This window comes from Gluconobacter cerevisiae (genome assembly GCF_015244675.1).
Classification (GTDB): domain Bacteria; phylum Pseudomonadota; class Alphaproteobacteria; order Acetobacterales; family Acetobacteraceae; genus Gluconobacter; species Gluconobacter cerevisiae.
Map to the genome: position 1 here is coordinate 1 of NZ_JABCQO010000001.1, position 16,346 is coordinate 16,346.

Below are 16,346 nucleotides of genomic sequence, written 5' to 3' on the forward strand. Positions count from 1 at the left end.
AACGGACGATTAGGTGATGGACGTATCTATCAGTGGGAATTCGAAGGACCTGACGGTGAATTTTCGATACCAGTCCCGACCCAGTTTGTCATGAATGACCGTCCCACGATGCTGGCCATGACATTGGCAGGCACCGGCCTTATGTATTGCGTCGAGCCGGTATTTGCCCCCTACCTAAAAAGCGGCGAGCTTCAGATTGTACTCGAAGAATGGGCCGCCCGGGGCGAAGGATATCAAATCTACTATTCCAGCCGGAGACAGGTCCCGCTGGGTTTGCGCCTGTTGATTGATCTGATTCGAGAAGTTCGTCCGTTAGGTTTGTAATTTATCTGGAGATTCATATTTTTCTATTCCACCAGGCAGCGCCTGGAGGAGAATCCATCCAGTTATCATTTTCAGAACCAGGAAACCAAAACATTCCTTTCTACTCTCTCAGCAAGTCCGCTTCAGTGCGCGAGAGAAGAGAGATGCATCTCCATCATGTCAGGACGCGGTTCTTCGTTGTTTCATGGTTTTTCAAAATCTCACGAACATGCTGATACATCATTTCAATTTCATCAGGAACGTCGACATGTGGAATGAAGCCTCGTCCACATGGGCCGTAACCATTCTCATCGTCTCGCAACCGGGGGATTTCTCCCATGATCAGAGACAGAAATCGTTCTGGACTCCACAACCCGGAAGGTAGCTCTGAAGCATACGTCGTGATCCCGTCTTGTATTTGAAGACGAGGCACAAAGGTCGGACAGCTATAAAAAACCGCTTCGCAGGACGCTTCCTTCCAAGCCTTCTGGAAAGTCACAAAAGTTCGTAACTGCATGGCCGGATCTTGAAAAAGAATAATCGTCCGGGCTTTCTGCCCCAGTTCCGAAAGAAGCGCCTTCGTAAAGATCGCGTTCTCACCACAGTTGGTAGAACGTGTTTCCAAAATCAGTTTTTCTTTCGGAAAGCCCCAGACCTGAGAAGCCAAAGCACCAAAAATCTCAGCTTCTGACCTGTTTTCCAGGCTTTCTTCTGGCAACAGGTTTTCTGCTCTGACGCTCTCCACAAGGAGAGTAGTCGAGTGTCCAATTCCACCGGAAAAAACCAAAGGACAGTTTGCTTCCAGTGCTGCCTTGCAAGCGGCATGAGCTGTTTCAAGAATGGCATTTCCAGCATGAATCACCAGATCCACTGGCGCACTGCCAGGCTGCGGCATGTCATCGAGAGCCAGAAATGCTGATATTGCATTGACGGCATCAATATCGCTCTGCGTTTTCAAGCAGGTATTGAATTCAGACATCTGGGGCTCTTTTCTCGTCGAAGGCTGCACTAAACACGACATAACGTCTCAACCGCAATACGCGCGATTCCAGAAAATGCTTCAAAAAGCTGCGTTTCATCAGGTTGTCCACCGCGTGTATAAACGCAGACAATGAGTGGTGTTCCCTGTCTTGACCACGCGACGGCGATATCTCCGACGGCATCCCGCCCGTTGTTGCCAGTTTTGTCACCGACAACCCAGGTGGAAGGGAAACCTGCGCGCAATCTTTTACTGCCGGTGTGACAGTCTTTAATCCATCCTGTCAGCAAAGAGCAGGACTCTGCTGACAGAACATGACCCAGCACCAGATGTTGCAGTATGGCCGCCATAGCCGCAGGAGTTGTTGTATTGCGCAAACCACCTGGGGGCGTTCTGTTCAGGACGGGTTCCCAATCATCCAGGCGCGTTTCGTGCTCTCCGAGCGAGCGCCAGAACCGTGTCAGTGCAGCAGGACCGCCCACCCGTGCCAAAAGCATGTTGGCGCAGGCATTATCACTCCATTCCACAGCAGCCTGACACATGGCTTTGACGGATAGACCGCCTGCTTTGACGTTGGCTTTGGCCACCGGGGCATAGGCGTCTCCCAAATCTGACGCTGTATAGGGCACGAATGTTTCAAGGTTTTCTTTACCCTGATCCGCTCGGAGTAAGGTCAAAGCGGCGAGCGACGCCTTGAATGTGCTACACATGACGAACCGCTCGTTTTCTCGCCATGCCAGGCACTGTTTGGTTTTCAGATTCCGGGCATAAACCCCGATATGACCACCCGTTGCCTTTTCGTATTGCGACGTGATGGATGCCATTCGCGTGGCGGCACATGCTGGCATTGCCAAGAGAACGGAACTTCCGACCAAGAATTTTCGCCTGAACATCACTGGAATTTTATGCCCCTTATGTTGGCAGCCCGACCGATCAGTGCGGACAATTGCTGGCTGTTCCCAACTGAAGGTCCATTCTTCTCCACTTTATCTAAAGAGGTGAAAACGGTTTTACTGAGGCGAAGGCGTGAAGGGTGGATAAAGCCTGCGGACAACCCACTCCATGGTCAGTCCCTGCACGACGATGGTAAACACCACAACGCCGTAGCAGACTGGTAACAGCAGGTCCCGCAAGTCTCCGGGCGGCAATCCAAGCGCCAGAGAGACGGAGATCCCGCCACGCAGTCCGCCCCAGGTCAGGACACCGAGAACGCGGCCACGTTCCCAGTTCCGAAGATGAACAGGGAGCGTTGAAAACAGCACGCTCAATGCCCGCACGACAATGGACAGCGGGATTACGACAAGCGTCGCCAGCATCGCAAACAGATGCGGCGAAATCTCAAGAATTTCGAAACCGATCAGCATGAACAGAAACACGTTCAGCACTTCGTCGATAAGGGTCCATGCCACGTCAAGCTCCTTGCGGGACGCTGCATCGAAAACGGAATGACTATAGCTTGTTCCAAAGCATAACCCCGCTACGACGACGGCAATCGCACCTGACATGCCGAGGTGATTGGCGATGCTGAAGGTTCCGGTTGCCAGAGCCAGCGAGGTCAGCAGGTCGATATGCGGGTCCCGCTGCCTCTTAAGCACATACAGCGCAATCCACCCGGTCAGTGCGCCTAGCAGACCGCCACCGATTGCCTCCCGACAGAGGCTTAGAACAATCTCCGAGACACCCACTCCCTGACTGTCTCCGGTCGCCAGCCCAATCGTGACGCCGAAAATGACAACGCCCACGCCGTCATTGAACAGACTTTCACCCGCGAAAACGGCTTGAAGTGGTCCCGGCAGGCCCAAGCGTTTCAACATTCCCACGACCGAAACCGGGTCCGTGGGTGCGAGAATGGCACCGAGTACAATACACCATGTAAAGGGAACGGCGTGACCCAGCAGGGGAAAAACGGACCACGCTGCAACCGCCAGAAAAGCCACGGCCAGAACAGTCCCCAGAACCGAGAGCGTAGCCACGGAGGCAAGTTTTGCCCTTAGATGCCCGACATTGACCTGCATGGCTCCAGCAAACAGGAGGAGCGACAATGCCCCATTCAGAAGTGCCACAGGAAGATTGATAGCTCCCAATACAGATCGTGGAAGAGCCTGGAGGTCATAAGCCGGGATCAACGGGTTCAGAACCATGATCAGCAGGGAGGCCAGCAATGAAAAGACCAGCACGCCAATTGTCACAGGGACGCGAAGCGTGTGGTGATTGAGAATGCTGAAAGCAGCTGAAAGACTCAGAAGCAGGGCGAGGAGGCTGATGGTGTCCATGCCTCACCGCTGGCGTCTTCCGCTTCCTGCGTCAAGAAAAACTGGAGACGCTCTGCTATTGGAAATAGCCTGACAGTGCCGAGAAGGCAGACGGAGTTTTCATCGCATTCCTGCCAAAAGTATGGACCATTCGGACGGTGTTTCGCGTTCAAAGCCTCTTTTGGTTATGCAACCACAACGCATACCAAACGACCCGACTGACCTATTCTTTATTGCGGTGCCAGATCCGAGCGGCGACCTCATCCAGAATGACTGTCACATCGTCATGAAGCCGAATGGCCGTGGCACTGACAGCCTCGCTGATCGGACCGTTCAGCGCCTCGTCAACGATCGCCGCCTTGCCCTCACCAACAGCCACCAGCACAAGACGCCGCGCTTCAAGGATCGTCCCCACGCCCATCGTCAGAGCGCGTTCCGGCACACGCTCCGGATCATCGCCGAACATGCCGCTGTTCTGACGTCGCGTTACGTCATCCAGATGGACAACCCGCGTCCGGCTGTCGAACGCGGAAGGCGGCTCGTTGAAACCGATATGCCCCGTTTCGCCAATGCCCAGAAGCTGCAACCCAAGCCCACCAGCCGTGCGAATGGCGGCCTCATAGCGCGCGCACTCAGCCTCCAGATCCACAGCAACACCATTCGGAACATGCCCCTGCCCTGCGGGCATGTTCACATGCGAAAACAGATGCTCCTGCATGTAGTGGCTGTAAGAGTTCGGGTCCGTCGGCGGCAGACCAACATATTCGTCCAGATTGAACGATGTCGTGCCGGAAAAATCCAGCGTTCCCGCTTCATGCTGCTGCACCAGAAGCTGGTAAATATTCTCCATCGTGCGGCCCGTCGCCAGCCCCAGAACAGGCGCCTGAGACCCGCGGATTTCCTCCGCAATCATGTCTGCCGCGTGCTGAAACGCCTGACCGGATGTGTCCGCGACGATGATTTTCATACCCTGCGCTCCCCGTTGACCCAGACTTCGCTGACCTGAAACCTGTCATCAAGAACCGTGAAATCCGCAAGAAGATCCGGCGCAATGGCCCCCCGGTCCTGTAATCCGAGATAAGCGGCGGCATTTGTACTGACAAGACGCGCTGCCTTCGGAAGCGACATCCTGGCATCAAGGGCATTCCGCAACGCCTGATCCAGCGTCAGAATGCTCCCCGCAAGCGTGCCATCCGGCAGCCGGACCACACCGTCGCGGATCATCACGTCCTGGCCGCCAAGCTGGCTCGGACCATCAGCCTCACCCGTACCCCGCATGGCGTCCGTCACGAACAAAAGCCGCTGCCCCATCATCCGCTCCGCCAGCCGGAAACTGGCGGGATGAACATGATGCGTATCGAAGATCATCTCCCCATACGCCACATCACTGCACATCAGCGCCGTCACCGGACCGGGACGCCTCCCCTCAATCGCCGACATGGCATTGAACAGATGCGTCCCTCCGACGGTTCCCCCCGCGGCACAGACCAGACAGATCGCCCGCTCGGCACCCTCAAAATCCGTGATGGTATGTCCCAGACTGACCCGGACACCCGCCTGCGCAAAGGCCTTCATGGCCGTCGGCGCGTGGTCCAGCTCGGGCGCGATCGTCACAACACGCACACACCCCGTCGCGACAGATTCCGCCACCCGCTCGGCGGTCGGCTCGATATTGAACGGCGGCTGGGCCCCCAGCTTGTGCGGGCTGACAAACGGCCCTTCCAGATGCGCGCCATAAACGCGCGGCCCACCCTCTACGCCCCGATCACAAACTTCCGCCACCGCCCGCAACGCGTCCATAACCTCCGCCCAAGGCGCGGTGATCGTCGTCGGCAGGATCGTCGTGGTTCCGTGACCCAGATGAAAGCGCGAGAGCGTCTCAATGGCCGCAACCCCGTCCATCATATCGGCCCCACCGCCGCCATGGACATGACCGTCAATGAAGCCCGGCAGGATATAGCGCTCCGGCACTCCGGGCTGAGGCACGATCTCGCGGATATGACTGTCGAAATCCACCCGCCCCGAAACGATACGATCGCGCAGGACGATCCTGCCCTCAAGATGCGCCATCATGGCTCCTGATCCAGTGGTAAAAGCCCCGTCCGACCATAACGTCGGGCATATAGCAGCAATGCCAGATAAGACGGCAGAACCAGCAGCGCAAACATGCCCTGAAAGCCCACGAACGGCTTGAGAATGACGTAAATCTGCGGAATAATCGCCCCGCCACTATACGCCATGACCAACAGGGCAGATGCGAGCGGCGTCCACGCCCCGGCACCCCGAATGGCGATCGGGAAAATCGAGGGCATCAGCATGGCATTGGCCGCCCCCAGCAACGCCACGCACAGAACCGAAACATATCCCTGCGTCAGAAACGCCGCGACCGTCAGCCCCGCGCCCAGAAAACAGGCCAGTTCCATAAGCCGCTCCTGCGTCACGATCCGCGGCACGACCAGAAACCCGAGAATATATCCCCCCAGCATCCCGGCCAGCGTCAGAGACGTGAAAAAGCGCGTCTGGCTGAGCGGCAAACCAAAACCCTGCCCATAGGTTCCGATAGCGTCCCCGGCCATGACTTCCACGCCGACATACAGGAACATCACGACAATCCCGAACACCAGATGCGGCCGGAAAATACGCCGGCTCCCCTCCAGAGGCACCGGCAGCGCAGGCGCCTGCAAGTCCGGCAGCGGGCAGAGCGCCACGCCGATGGCCGTCAGCAGCAGAACAACAGCCATCGTCATATAAGGCGCGTAAATCGCCTGCACGAACCCCGACAGAAGCGCATTGCGCGCCACAGGGTCCGTCGTCTCCTGCGCCCGCTGGGACAGCGTTCCAATATCGCCCATCACCACAGTCGCCAGAACGATCGGGGCCAGAATCCCCGCGCATTTGTTGCACACGCCCATGATGGCAATGCGCTGCGACGCCCGTTCGGACGGCCCCAGCAGACTGACCAGCGGGTTAATCACCACCTGCATCAGCGACAGCCCGGCCCCCATCACCAGCAACCCGGTCAGGGCACCCCCATAAAGACGCATGGCAATGAACTGTCCGAACAGCGCCACGCCCGCCGCGCACAGTACGAGCGAAACCGCCAGTCCTCTGCGCAGACCCAGCTTCCGCGCCAGAAAAGACGCAGGCAGAGAGAACAGGAAATACGAAAAATAGAACACCATCGGCACGAGAAAGGCGCTCGTATCGCTCAGCTCGAACGCCACGCGCACGAACGAAATCAGCGGACCGTTCATCCAGGTCACAAAACCCATGATGAAGAAAATGGCCGCCGCCACACTCAGCGGTGCCAGTCCATAATCCCCGGTCAGCCCCCTGCCGGACTGGACAGGCGCCGTCACGACGTCAGCCCCGCATCACGCAGCGCGACAGAAACGCGCTCAATCCACGCATCATCCACGTCCCACCCTGCCAGACGCGCGGCATTGAGCAGTCCACCCCCAACCGGCGGAAGACGCGGCGGCACAGGCGCACCATGCCGAACAGCAACGCTTTCTCGAAGAAACCGGCTCTGGAACGTTCCTCCGGCATAACTCCATGACAGGGACGTTTGAGAAAAATGGCGCTGGGCCGCTTCGATATGGGCACAGAGATGATCCGCCGCATCACACATCAGCCGCCGAGCCGGTTCCAGCCCGTCCTCAGCCAGATCCGAAACAACCCGCGCCAGAGCTGCAACACTGGCCCTCGGATGACGAAGCGTCCCATACCATTCCAGAAGCGCCATCCCACACGCCTCTTTTTCAGTCGCAAGCCCCATTGCGGTTGCAAACGGCGCGAAAAACGCATGATCCGTCTGATTGCGTCCATCCAGAAGCGTCGTCAGCAGCGCCAGCGCCTGACGCCCGATCCAGAACCCACTGCCCTCGTCTCCAAACAATCCGCCCCAGCCACCAATCTTGACCTGACCGCCCCGACCATCCGTAGCCCATGCCACCGACCCAGTACCCGACAGAACCAGAACCCCCGCCTCTCCCGCGAAAGCCCCGGTACAGGCCATCTCCACATCGCTGCTGATGCTGAAAGGCCCTGCAAAGGCGTTCCCCACAACCTCGCTCTGTTCACGCCCCAAAACCCGCGTCTCCTCATACCCCGCAAGCCCCAGAGACAGCCCAGCCGTCGTGGCGGGAAGCTGCCCTATCAAGGACTGCAACACGTCCTGCCAGTCAGTCTTGTCAAACGGATTGGACCCTTTCCCTCGAAGCACAGGCCCCAGAGATCCGTCCCTGTCCACAACAGCCAGAAGCGTCTTGGTCCCCCCGCCATCAATGGCGGCAATGCAGGGAAGCATCGGAGAGAACGCCCCGTCAGCGAACTGGTGACGGGACTGTAGGGTCGGGGGAGAGACTGTCATGTTTTAACGTTTCGCTTAAGAAAACAAAGGCAGAGAAAAAAGACCCGTCACCATGGCGGAGGAATGGCCCCATATCCAGCGTCCCAATGTTTTTTACCGCTTTTCAGATCACCCTGACAGAGGGCTTTCAGCACCAGCCTCTTCTGATTTTCCGATCATTCCTCCCGCAACAGACCTTATGCTGATTGATATAGCATATTGCATATCATAACGCTGATGCTTTAAGTCTGACCCTGCCCCCTCATTCTTGGTGGCTGAACCCCACGCCTCAGGCCGCCCGTATGCACTCCAGCAGATATAGCAAATACTATACCATGATCAGTTTACTATCGTGCCGCAAATGCTTCCGGACCTGCGGTTTGATGGCCGTCAGCTTGACCCTCATCGGCACAGCTTTCGCAAACGACACCTCATCCAAACACAAATCCCGGACCGTCAAAAAAGCTGATCCTGCGAAAAAACCCGCCCCTTCCGAACACATCAGCGTCGTCGGGCATCTCAACAGCGAACGCGCCCGCATTTTCCCCGGTCTCGGCGCCGTGGACTACACCATCGACCAGCGCCAGATCGCGACCACACCCGGCGGCCAGAACGCCGCCTTCAGCCAGATCCTCCTCCGCGTCCCCGGCGTCGTTCTCGACAGCTATGGGGAAGTCCATGTCCGCGGCGAACATGGCGGCCTGACCTATCGCGTCAACGGCGTGCTCCTGCCGGAAGGGCTGAACGGTTTCGGACAGGAACTCGACACCCGCATCATCCAGTCCGTGGACCTGCTGACGGGCACGCTGCCCGCCCAGTTCGGCTTCCGCACCGCAGGCGTGGTGGACGTCACGACCAAGACTGGTGACAGCCTCAAGCACAATCAAGTCTCGCTGTATGGCGGCAGCTACAACACGTTCGTCCCGTCCGTGCAGTTTGGCGGCCAGCATGGAAAACTGGACTATTTCACCACTCTCTCCTTCACCCGCAACAATATCGGCATCGAAAACCCGAGCGACACGTTCCGCGCCATCCATGACGTGACCGAACAGGAAAAAGCCTTCGCGTATCTATCCTACCATCTTGACGATGCGAGCCGGATCACGCTGCTGACGAGCGCCTCCTACGCGGATTTCGAAATCCCCAACTCGTTCAAGACATTCGACACAACCAGCCCGGACTACACGACCCTGTACAACGTCGCAGGCGTCAATCCGCATGACCCGTCCATGAACTGGGCCAATCTGAACGACAGCCAGACCGAACAGAACTATTACGCCGTGCTGTCTTATCAGCGCACGACCGAAAAGCTGAACCTTCAGGTCTCACCCTATTTCCGCTACGGTCGGATCGACTACACTCCGGACCGGGACCGCGACCTGATCTATCAGGGCGTCTCGGAACACGAAGTTAACGACTTCACGACCGGCGGCATGCAGGCCGATCTGTCTTACGAGATCGCCCCCCATCACACCCTGCGGGCCGGTCTTCTGGGGCAGTACACGTCCGAACGTCTGGATACGAACACGCTGGCCTTCACCGTGGACGATGCCGGAAACCAGACATCCGACATCGCAAAACGCATGATCGACAATACCGGAAACTGGTCCGTCGAAGCGGGTGCCTATATTCAGGATGAGTACAGAATCACCCGCACCCTGACCTTCAATTACGGCATCCGCTACGACCGCTTCGCCTCGTCTTTCGACAATGAAGGACAATTAAGCCCGCGCGCGAACATGGTCTGGAAACCCACCCGCACCACAACGCTGCATCTCGGCTATTCGCGCTATTTCGCCCCGCCCTCTCCGCAATATGTCTACCCGTCCACGCTCGCGCGCTTTGCGGGCACCACCAATGCGGCTGCGAACACGATCAACAACGCCACCAAAGTCGAGAAATCGAATTACGTCGATGGCGGTATCCTCCAGCGCATCACACCCGAGTTCCAGATCACGCTCGATGCCTACGCCAAATGGGCGCATGACCTCACCGATCTCGGACAGTTCGGCCGCGCGGTCATCCTCGCCCCCTTCAGCTACAAACGCGGCCGCGTCTATGGCGCGGAATTCGGCAGCTCCTGGCGCCACGGCCCTTGGTCGATGTACGGCAACTTTTCCTACGTCAAAACCTCGGCCCGCGACATCAATTCGGCAGAGTACCAGTTCGATCTGGTCGAACTCGCCTATATCCGCAACCACGCAATCCAGCTCGACCATCAGGGCGAATTCACCGCCACCGCAGGCGCATCCTGGACCACGAAACACGACATGGCCTATGTCGATTTCGTCTATGGCTACGGCCTGCGCAGCGGCTTCGCCAATCTGGAAAAGCAACCGCAATACGACGTCTTCAACATCGGCTACCAGCACACCTTCACAAAGGTTCCGTTCGGACATGACCTCAAGATCCGCGCGGACGTCATGAACCTGTTCGACAAACGCTACCAGCTCCGCAACGGCAGCGGCGTCGGCATCTATCAGGCCCAGTACGGCCAGCGGCGCGGCACGTTTTTCTCAGTCGTTTCGGAGTTCTGAACGGATGTAAGAACCCGGCCTCACACCGGAACAACCAGCCCCCGTGCAGGTTCCACAGCCGTGCCCGGAAAGACCGTCCCCACCGCATGCTGCGGCAGATGCAGATGATCGCACAGCACCCCCGCCACGACCGACCGCAGATCGGTCGTCGGCGCAAGGTCCCGGTTCTCGAACAACTGCCCGGATCGCAGACCGGGCCAGGTCCCCCCAACCTTCCCGCCTGCAACCGCACCGCCTGCCAGAAATGCGACCGTCCCCGTCCCGTGATCCGTCCCCCCCGTGCCATTGATCCGCACGGTCCGCCCGAATTCCGTCAAAGCCAGAACCACGGTGCGGTTCCAGCTCTCGCCCAGCCCCTGACGCAGCGCCCCAATGCCGCGGTCAAGCTGCGCCAGCGGCCCGCCCAGCCGCCCGAGTTGCCCGGCATGCGTGTCCCACCCCCCGATTTCCAGCGCCGCCACACGCGGACCATGCGCCGTCGCCAACATCTCTCCCGCTGCCGTGGAAAGCTGCGTAAACGCGTCGATTTTCCGCGGCTTGCCCGCAGCATCCACACCCGGCGCAGCAGCCATGCCCCCTTGCGTCATGGCGGCATCCGAAAATCCCCGTGCTTTCAGAGCATTCCGCAACGCCGGTCCCGTCACCGGGTCGGACGCATTCAGCGCCAGAATCTGGCCATACAGATCCGCATCCGGATGCTGGCTCCCCGCAGGCGCATAACTTCCAACCCGCGCCGAACCACGCAGCAGAAGCGGTACCGTCAGCCCCATCGCCAGCCCATACCCATCTGGCCGGTTCGCCTTGCCCTGAAGGACGGAAACAGCCCGGTTCAGCCATCCGCTCCCCAGACGCTCATCCGCCCCGCTCTCCAGATAATCCTGCGCCTCGAAGTGCGACCGGCTGCGATAATGCCCCGCAACGGCGTGGATCGGCAGCATCTGCCCCTGCCCGTAAAGCCCGTGCAGCGTCACGAGAGATGGATGCAGCCCGTAAAACCCACCCAGATCGAGCAGCCCGCCCTCCTGCCCCGGCTCGGGCAGAACCAGCGCCCGGCGATACGACGCCAGATCCGGATCTCCATACGGCGTCACGGCCGACAATCCGTCGAGCGCACCGCGAAGCAGGATCACCACCAGACGCGGATCGTCCGGCCCACCAGAAGAGCCCGCAAAAGCAAGGGAAGACCGCCCGAGCGTCCACGCGGACGTCAGACCCAGCAGAGCGGTACGACGGGATATCATCATGGCTCAGCGCCTCTGGAATTCAGGGGAGGAAAACAGCAGGGCCAGCGCATCCTGACGCGACCCGGCATGATGCATGGCCGTGCGGGTCTGCGGTCGCAGGGCCGGACCAAGGGCAATATCGGCGACATCCATCGGATCACCGGTCCGGACATGCGCCGCCACGCGCCAGGCCCAGTCCGTCCGCGCCAGCATGTCCGCAGGCGCGGACCAGTCCGCCGCATCGTCGCTCCAGCCATTGGGCAGCGGCGCGGTCCAGAGCGGCTGCCCGAGCGACGCAAAACCCGAAACCAGCTGATGCGCCGGAGAATGCGGATCGCCCGGCTGGCTGGGCGCGCCCCCTACGGACAACGCCCGCAAAACTGCCGTGACATAATCCATGGGGGAGCGGAATTTGCCCCCGCCCAAAGCCGGTTCCGGCAATGCCCCCAGCGCCAGAGACGCCGCCCGCAGATCCCCGCCACTGGCCTGCAAAACACCCTCGACATGCCGTACGGAGGCTGGCGCTGGCGTATCCGAAACGAAATGTCGGACCATTTGCGTCGCGATATGACGGTAGGTCGCCGGATGCGTGCCCAGAAACTGCAACGCCTGCACGCCGCCCTCCTCGCCTTCGGGGAAAGCCTGTCCCATGAGCGTTTTCACACCCGGCTCATGCGCCTTTTCGCGGAACACGAACCCCGGTTCTTCGGCTTTCAGATCCACGCCCCATCCCGTCAGGATCGCGGCAAAAGACGTCACATCCGCCTGACTGTACCCGGAAGCAGGCGAGACGGTATGCAACTCCAGACATTCGCGGGCCAGATTTTCATTCAGTCCGCGATGGCTCCTGCGCCCCGCCACGCTGTCCGGCCCGATGGAGGACGCATTGTCCAGATACATCAGCATCGCCGGATGCCGCATGACCGCCAGCAGCATGTCCGAAAACCGCCCCGTCACATGCGGGCGGATCGCCTCGCGCATATAGGCGCCCACAACGGCACGCGTACTGCCCTGCCGCAGACTGACTGTGAAATGATTGAACCAGAACCAGACGAGCCGCTCCCGGAACGGCTGCTCCGTCAGCAGCAGATTGTCCATCTGTGTTGCGACTTCAGCCTGAAAGATCGGCTTGACCAGCGGATCGCCCTGCATCTTGGCCTTCCGCTGTTCCCGCAGCGCCACCAACCCGTCCGCACACGGCCCCACACCCGCAAACACGGCCCTGTCCGGCCCGGTCAACTGACCCGCCAGCCAGTCCTGAACGGACAGACCAGAACTGGAGCCATCCCGCTGGCCCCACCCAAACCTGTTAATTGCGCTGACTGATCGCATGGCATCCTCGCGAAACGGGGCGATAACGGGAGTCGATACCCTACAGAACGCTGATCCCCCGATGTGGCGAAAGATGGGCCGTCAGATGTGAAATTTTTTAGACTTTCCCCGAGACGGTTATCGGAGGTTTCCCCCCGACAGAAACCAGAAAAACACCTTAACGGTCAACCAGAACCGGGTCAGCGAAGCGGCGGTTTTCCAAAACAGGGAGTACGCGCCGCGCATGGGCAATCCGCTCGCGGTCCAGCGTGGCAAAACCCAGAGTGGGCAATTCACCCAGCGCAAGCGCAATCACGCCCAGCGGATCGATCACCATACTGGCGCCGCAGTTGCGCGCACCGCACTCCCCAACCGCCACGACATAACAGGTGTTCTCCAAAGCCCGCGCCACGGCCATGATTTCCCAGTGCCGTTCCTTCATCGGGCCTCTGACCCAGGCCGCGGGCAACAATATGGCCTCAGCCCCCGCCAGAGCGAGATGGCGCGCCAGTTCCGGGAAGCGCACATCATAGCAGGTCATCAGACCGACCTTCATGTCACCGATCTGCACCACCGGCGGCAGTTCCAGACCCGGCGATGTCCGCTGGGATTCCTTCATGCTGAACGCATCGTAGAGATGCAGCTTGCGGTACTGCGCAATGAACGCTCCGTCGCGCAAAACAAACTGCGTGTTGTAGAAGCGTCCGTGCCCGTCCGGCACATTCACACATCCTGCTACGGCAATCCCGTGACTGGCCGCGCGCAGCCCTTCCATGAACGGTCCGTCCAGCGGCTGGGCCGTCTGGGGCAGAAGCTCCGGATTGTTGATGTCCTGCGCCAGAATACCTTCCGGCAGAACAAGCAGTTCAGCGCCGCCCGCCTTTGCCTGTGCGATCAGATCCAGACATTGCCGCTGGTTGGTTTCCCAGTCCGGCGCCACAGCAAACTGTCCCAGAGCAACTTTCATCATCGCATTCCATTTTCCATAAGAGCGGACACTCGCCCACATCCAGTCTTCGTAGCATGGCCGCCCCAGAAAACATGGTGAAGATGCTGGAAGATAATAATTTTTATTATTAGGAGAAAATTCCTCAGAGAAAGAACCATTCAAGAAAAATTTTAATATAAATTAAGCACTAATTTACTAATATAGTATATCAATAATATTTATTATAGTTAATAAACAAAACATCAAACAATTTTATCAAAATTTACTGTAATTTTCTTTTCTATTACCCCCCGAACAGCATCTTCATTCTTAAAAAAGACTTCAAGATTCCGTTATAATGCTCATGAGGCATACCAAAATATTGTCATTTTCCCGCGCATCTCCGCGGCTTTCGGGCTTCTGACATTCTTCTGAAAATATTTTTAAAAGCTATCAAGCCCGAGTTCATGCACATGTTCGTGACATCTTTTGACATGGGGGATTACTTGATTCTGCTCACCTTCCGTATGCTGCGATCCCTGCGTTATTCGGGACGTGCATCCCTGTTTCTTGGAACAGCTCTGGGCGCTCTTTCACTCAGCACGCAGGCCCGGGCCGACGACGATATTGTTTCAAGAATGGAACAGGAAATGAGCCGTCTTCAGGCTGCTCAGGCTCATGTTCAGGAAGAGCAGCGTGCCATCAATCACGACATGGCCATTCTGAAAGCAGAAATCGCCCGACACCACGCTTCTGGCCCATCAACGGCCCGCGCAGACTCTCCCCATGCCGAACAGATCGCTTCGCAGGAAAGCCATTCCGGCCATATCGCCACTGCTTCTATGCGCCGTCACGGCATCAAAACGGTCGAGCCCACAGAAATCGCCGGCTCCGGACATGACATGACGGCCACGTCCGGTTCGGCGCCAATACATGGCGCTCACACACGACGCGACAGGGTGTCCCTCTCGCCAAGCGGACGCGACCTGATCGACACCGGCAAAGGCTCGGAACTTGCCGTCGTGGGCCATCGCGCCGAAGACGTTCTGGTTCATTTCGCAGAGAACGGCGTCGGCCCTCATCCGCGTGAAACTGTTGGCGCGCAGTCTGCGGGTGCGATTGGCGATCACGGCGTCTTCCATCTCGGCCCCGTAACACTCATGCTGGGTGGATTCGTTGATACTGCCGTCGTGCTTGAAAACCGCCATATCGCCTCGGACACATTCAATTACTGGCAGGACATGCCGTATCCGAACGAGCCGCGCTATCACACCAACAATTTCACGGGCGGCGCACGCTATAGCCGCCTGTCCCTTCTGGCGCGCGGGAATATTGATTCGGAATCGACGATTTCCGGTTTCTTTGAATCCGATTTCGGCGCAGGTGCGGTCACGACCGACCCCTACGAAAGCAACAGCTATTCCTTCCGTCTGCGTCAGGCCTATCTCGCCTATGACGACAACAAGGAAGGTTGGCATTTCCTCGGCGGTCAGGCCTGGAGCCTGCTGACGCCGGGCCGTGCGGGTATCGTCGCGCGGCAGGAAAGTCTTCCGGAAACGATCGAGGCTTCCATGCTCGCAGGCCAGACATGGTCGCGGCAATGGCAGGTCCGCATCGTGAAGGATTTCTTCCACCATCGCCTGTGGACAGGCCTTTCCATCGAAAATCCGGCCACGCTGTATGATACGACCGGCTTTTCTGCGAGCAATGGCGCTGTCTCCATGCCCAATGGCTCGACCGTCACGATCGGCGAGAACGGCGTTGGCCTGACGAACGACACGTCGATGTTCTCCAACGAAATCGCACCCGATGTCATCGGCAAAGTCGCCTACGACCCCATTTGGGGCCATTACGAAATGGAAGGTATCCTGCACTTCCCGCATGACCGCGTGACTATGGGCCATACCGGACATAACAACACCGCTGTGGGCGGGGGCGCGGGTGGCTCCATGATCCTGCCGCTGATTCCCGGCAAGGTCGAGCTGCGCATGGCCGGTCTCGCGGGCTGGGGCATCAACCGCTACGGGTCCGTGCTGTTGCCCGACGCTACAATCAAGGCCAGTGGCAGCCCCGATCCACTCTTTGGTATTCAGGCGCAGGCAGGCATTATCGCGCATCCCAATCCGCGGATTGATGTGTACGGCTATTTCGGCACACAGCGCGTCGGCCATTCCTATTTCAACGAAAATGGCGGAGCCTACGGCTACGGCAATCCGACTTATTCCAATGCAGGCTGCCTTCAGGAACTGTCTGCCCTGTCCTGCACCGCCAACACGCGCGGCGTGTCCGAAGTCACGATCGGCGGCTGGTGGCGCTTTTTCAAAGGCAAGTTCGGCACTGTCGAAGCAGGTACGCAGCTTGCTTATGCCCGGCGTCAGATCTGGTCCGGCATCGGTGGCGATCCGCATACCAGCATGAGCCAGATTTTCTTCGACTTCCGCTACCTGCCCTTCCAGTAAGAG

The 16,346-nt window shown here is 58.6% G+C and carries 13 protein-coding genes; 3 read left to right on the forward strand and 10 right to left on the reverse strand.

The features are described from left to right. Positions 1-324: LysR substrate-binding domain-containing protein (locus HKD21_RS00005; protein ID WP_265588968.1), on the forward strand; the 324-nt coding region annotated here is incomplete at its 5' end. Between the two features lie 154 nt (positions 325-478). On the opposite strand, the gene HKD21_RS00010 is transcribed toward HKD21_RS00005, so the two are convergent. The 7 genes from HKD21_RS00010 to HKD21_RS00040 form a co-directional block, all read right to left on the reverse strand. Next, positions 479-1,282: a YdcF family protein gene (locus tag HKD21_RS00010; RefSeq protein WP_194253655.1), complete on the reverse strand. Its 804-nt coding sequence runs from the start codon at positions 1,280-1,282 to the stop codon at positions 479-481. Between the two features lie 29 nt (positions 1,283-1,311). Next, positions 1,312-2,130, reverse strand: coding sequence for a class A beta-lactamase (gene bla, locus HKD21_RS00015; protein ID WP_228120751.1), 819 nt, complete (start codon positions 2,128-2,130; stop codon positions 1,312-1,314). A 162-nt stretch (positions 2,131-2,292) separates the two neighbouring features. Further along, complete coding sequence (locus HKD21_RS00020) at positions 2,293-3,555, reverse strand: cation:proton antiporter (RefSeq protein WP_194253657.1); 1,263 nt, start codon at positions 3,553-3,555, stop codon at positions 2,293-2,295. Positions 3,556-3,757: 202 nt separating this feature from the next. Beyond that, a complete protein-coding gene (gene nagB / locus HKD21_RS00025; protein ID WP_194253658.1) occupies positions 3,758-4,501 on the reverse strand; it encodes a glucosamine-6-phosphate deaminase in 744 nt (247 codons plus the stop codon). Then, positions 4,498-5,607: an N-acetylglucosamine-6-phosphate deacetylase gene (gene nagA, locus HKD21_RS00030; RefSeq protein WP_194253659.1), complete on the reverse strand. Its 1,110-nt coding sequence runs from the start codon at positions 5,605-5,607 to the stop codon at positions 4,498-4,500. Before nagA ends, nagB begins: the two co-directional genes overlap by 4 nt. Then, positions 5,604-6,893 (reverse strand): glucose/galactose MFS transporter, encoded by a 1,290-nt coding sequence (gene gluP, locus HKD21_RS00035; protein WP_322782880.1) that lies wholly within the window; start codon positions 6,891-6,893, stop codon positions 5,604-5,606. The genes nagA and gluP overlap by 4 nt, the downstream gene beginning before the upstream one ends. Further along, positions 6,890-7,906 carry an N-acetylglucosamine kinase gene (locus HKD21_RS00040; protein ID WP_194253660.1) on the reverse strand — a complete coding sequence of 339 codons (1,017 nt, stop codon included), beginning with the start codon at positions 7,904-7,906 and terminating at the stop codon, positions 6,890-6,892. Before HKD21_RS00040 ends, gluP begins: the two co-directional genes overlap by 4 nt. Before the next feature lie 362 nt (positions 7,907-8,268). Here HKD21_RS00040 and HKD21_RS00045 point away from each other — a divergent pair, with 362 nt between their 5' ends. Beyond that, positions 8,269-10,422: a TonB-dependent receptor gene (locus HKD21_RS00045; RefSeq protein WP_228120633.1), complete on the forward strand. Its 2,154-nt coding sequence runs from the start codon at positions 8,269-8,271 to the stop codon at positions 10,420-10,422. A gap of 20 nt (positions 10,423-10,442) precedes the next feature. Here HKD21_RS00045 and HKD21_RS00050 read toward each other — a convergent pair whose 3' ends face one another. From HKD21_RS00050 to HKD21_RS00060, 3 genes are all read right to left on the reverse strand, one after another. Beyond that, complete coding sequence (locus tag HKD21_RS00050; RefSeq protein WP_194253662.1) at positions 10,443-11,666, reverse strand: DUF1501 domain-containing protein; 1,224 nt, start codon at positions 11,664-11,666, stop codon at positions 10,443-10,445. A 3-nt stretch (positions 11,667-11,669) separates the two neighbouring features. Continuing rightward, complete coding sequence (locus tag HKD21_RS00055) at positions 11,670-12,977, reverse strand: DUF1800 domain-containing protein (RefSeq protein ID WP_194253663.1); 1,308 nt, start codon at positions 12,975-12,977, stop codon at positions 11,670-11,672. 157 nt (positions 12,978-13,134) lie between these two features. Next, positions 13,135-13,926 (reverse strand): deaminated glutathione amidase, encoded by a 792-nt coding sequence (locus HKD21_RS00060; RefSeq protein ID WP_228120634.1) that lies wholly within the window; start codon positions 13,924-13,926, stop codon positions 13,135-13,137. Between the two features lie 452 nt (positions 13,927-14,378). Between HKD21_RS00060 and HKD21_RS00065 the strand changes: the two genes are divergently transcribed. Next, on the forward strand, positions 14,379-16,343 hold the full coding sequence (locus HKD21_RS00065; protein ID WP_407646511.1) for a hypothetical protein: 1,965 nt from the start codon (positions 14,379-14,381) through the stop codon (positions 16,341-16,343). Positions 16,344-16,346 lie beyond the last annotated feature (3 nt).

Excerpts from the sequence above, each read along its gene's own strand:
- nagB (WP_194253658.1), bottom strand. The coding sequence starts at position 4,501 with ATGAAAATCATCGTCGCGGACACATCCGGTCAGGCGTTTCAGCACGCG.
- HKD21_RS00045 (WP_228120633.1), top strand. The coding sequence starts at position 8,269 with ATGGCCGTCAGCTTGACCCTCATCGGCACAGCTTTCGCAAACGACACC.
- HKD21_RS00050 (WP_194253662.1), bottom strand. The coding sequence starts at position 11,666 with ATGATGATATCCCGTCGTACCGCTCTGCTGGGTCTGACGTCCGCGTGG.
- HKD21_RS00060 (WP_228120634.1), bottom strand. The coding sequence starts at position 13,926 with ATGATGAAAGTTGCTCTGGGACAGTTTGCTGTGGCGCCGGACTGGGAA.
- bla (WP_228120751.1), bottom strand. The coding sequence starts at position 2,130 with ATGCCAGCATGTGCCGCCACGCGAATGGCATCCATCACGTCGCAATAC.
- HKD21_RS00040 (WP_194253660.1), bottom strand. The coding sequence starts at position 7,906 with ATGACAGTCTCTCCCCCGACCCTACAGTCCCGTCACCAGTTCGCTGAC.
- HKD21_RS00055 (WP_194253663.1), bottom strand. The coding sequence starts at position 12,977 with ATGCGATCAGTCAGCGCAATTAACAGGTTTGGGTGGGGCCAGCGGGAT.
- HKD21_RS00065 (WP_407646511.1), top strand. The coding sequence starts at position 14,379 with ATGGGGGATTACTTGATTCTGCTCACCTTCCGTATGCTGCGATCCCTG.
- nagA (WP_194253659.1), bottom strand. The coding sequence starts at position 5,607 with ATGATGGCGCATCTTGAGGGCAGGATCGTCCTGCGCGATCGTATCGTT.
- HKD21_RS00020 (WP_194253657.1), bottom strand. The coding sequence starts at position 3,555 with ATGGACACCATCAGCCTCCTCGCCCTGCTTCTGAGTCTTTCAGCTGCT.
- HKD21_RS00010 (WP_194253655.1), bottom strand. The coding sequence starts at position 1,282 with ATGTCTGAATTCAATACCTGCTTGAAAACGCAGAGCGATATTGATGCC.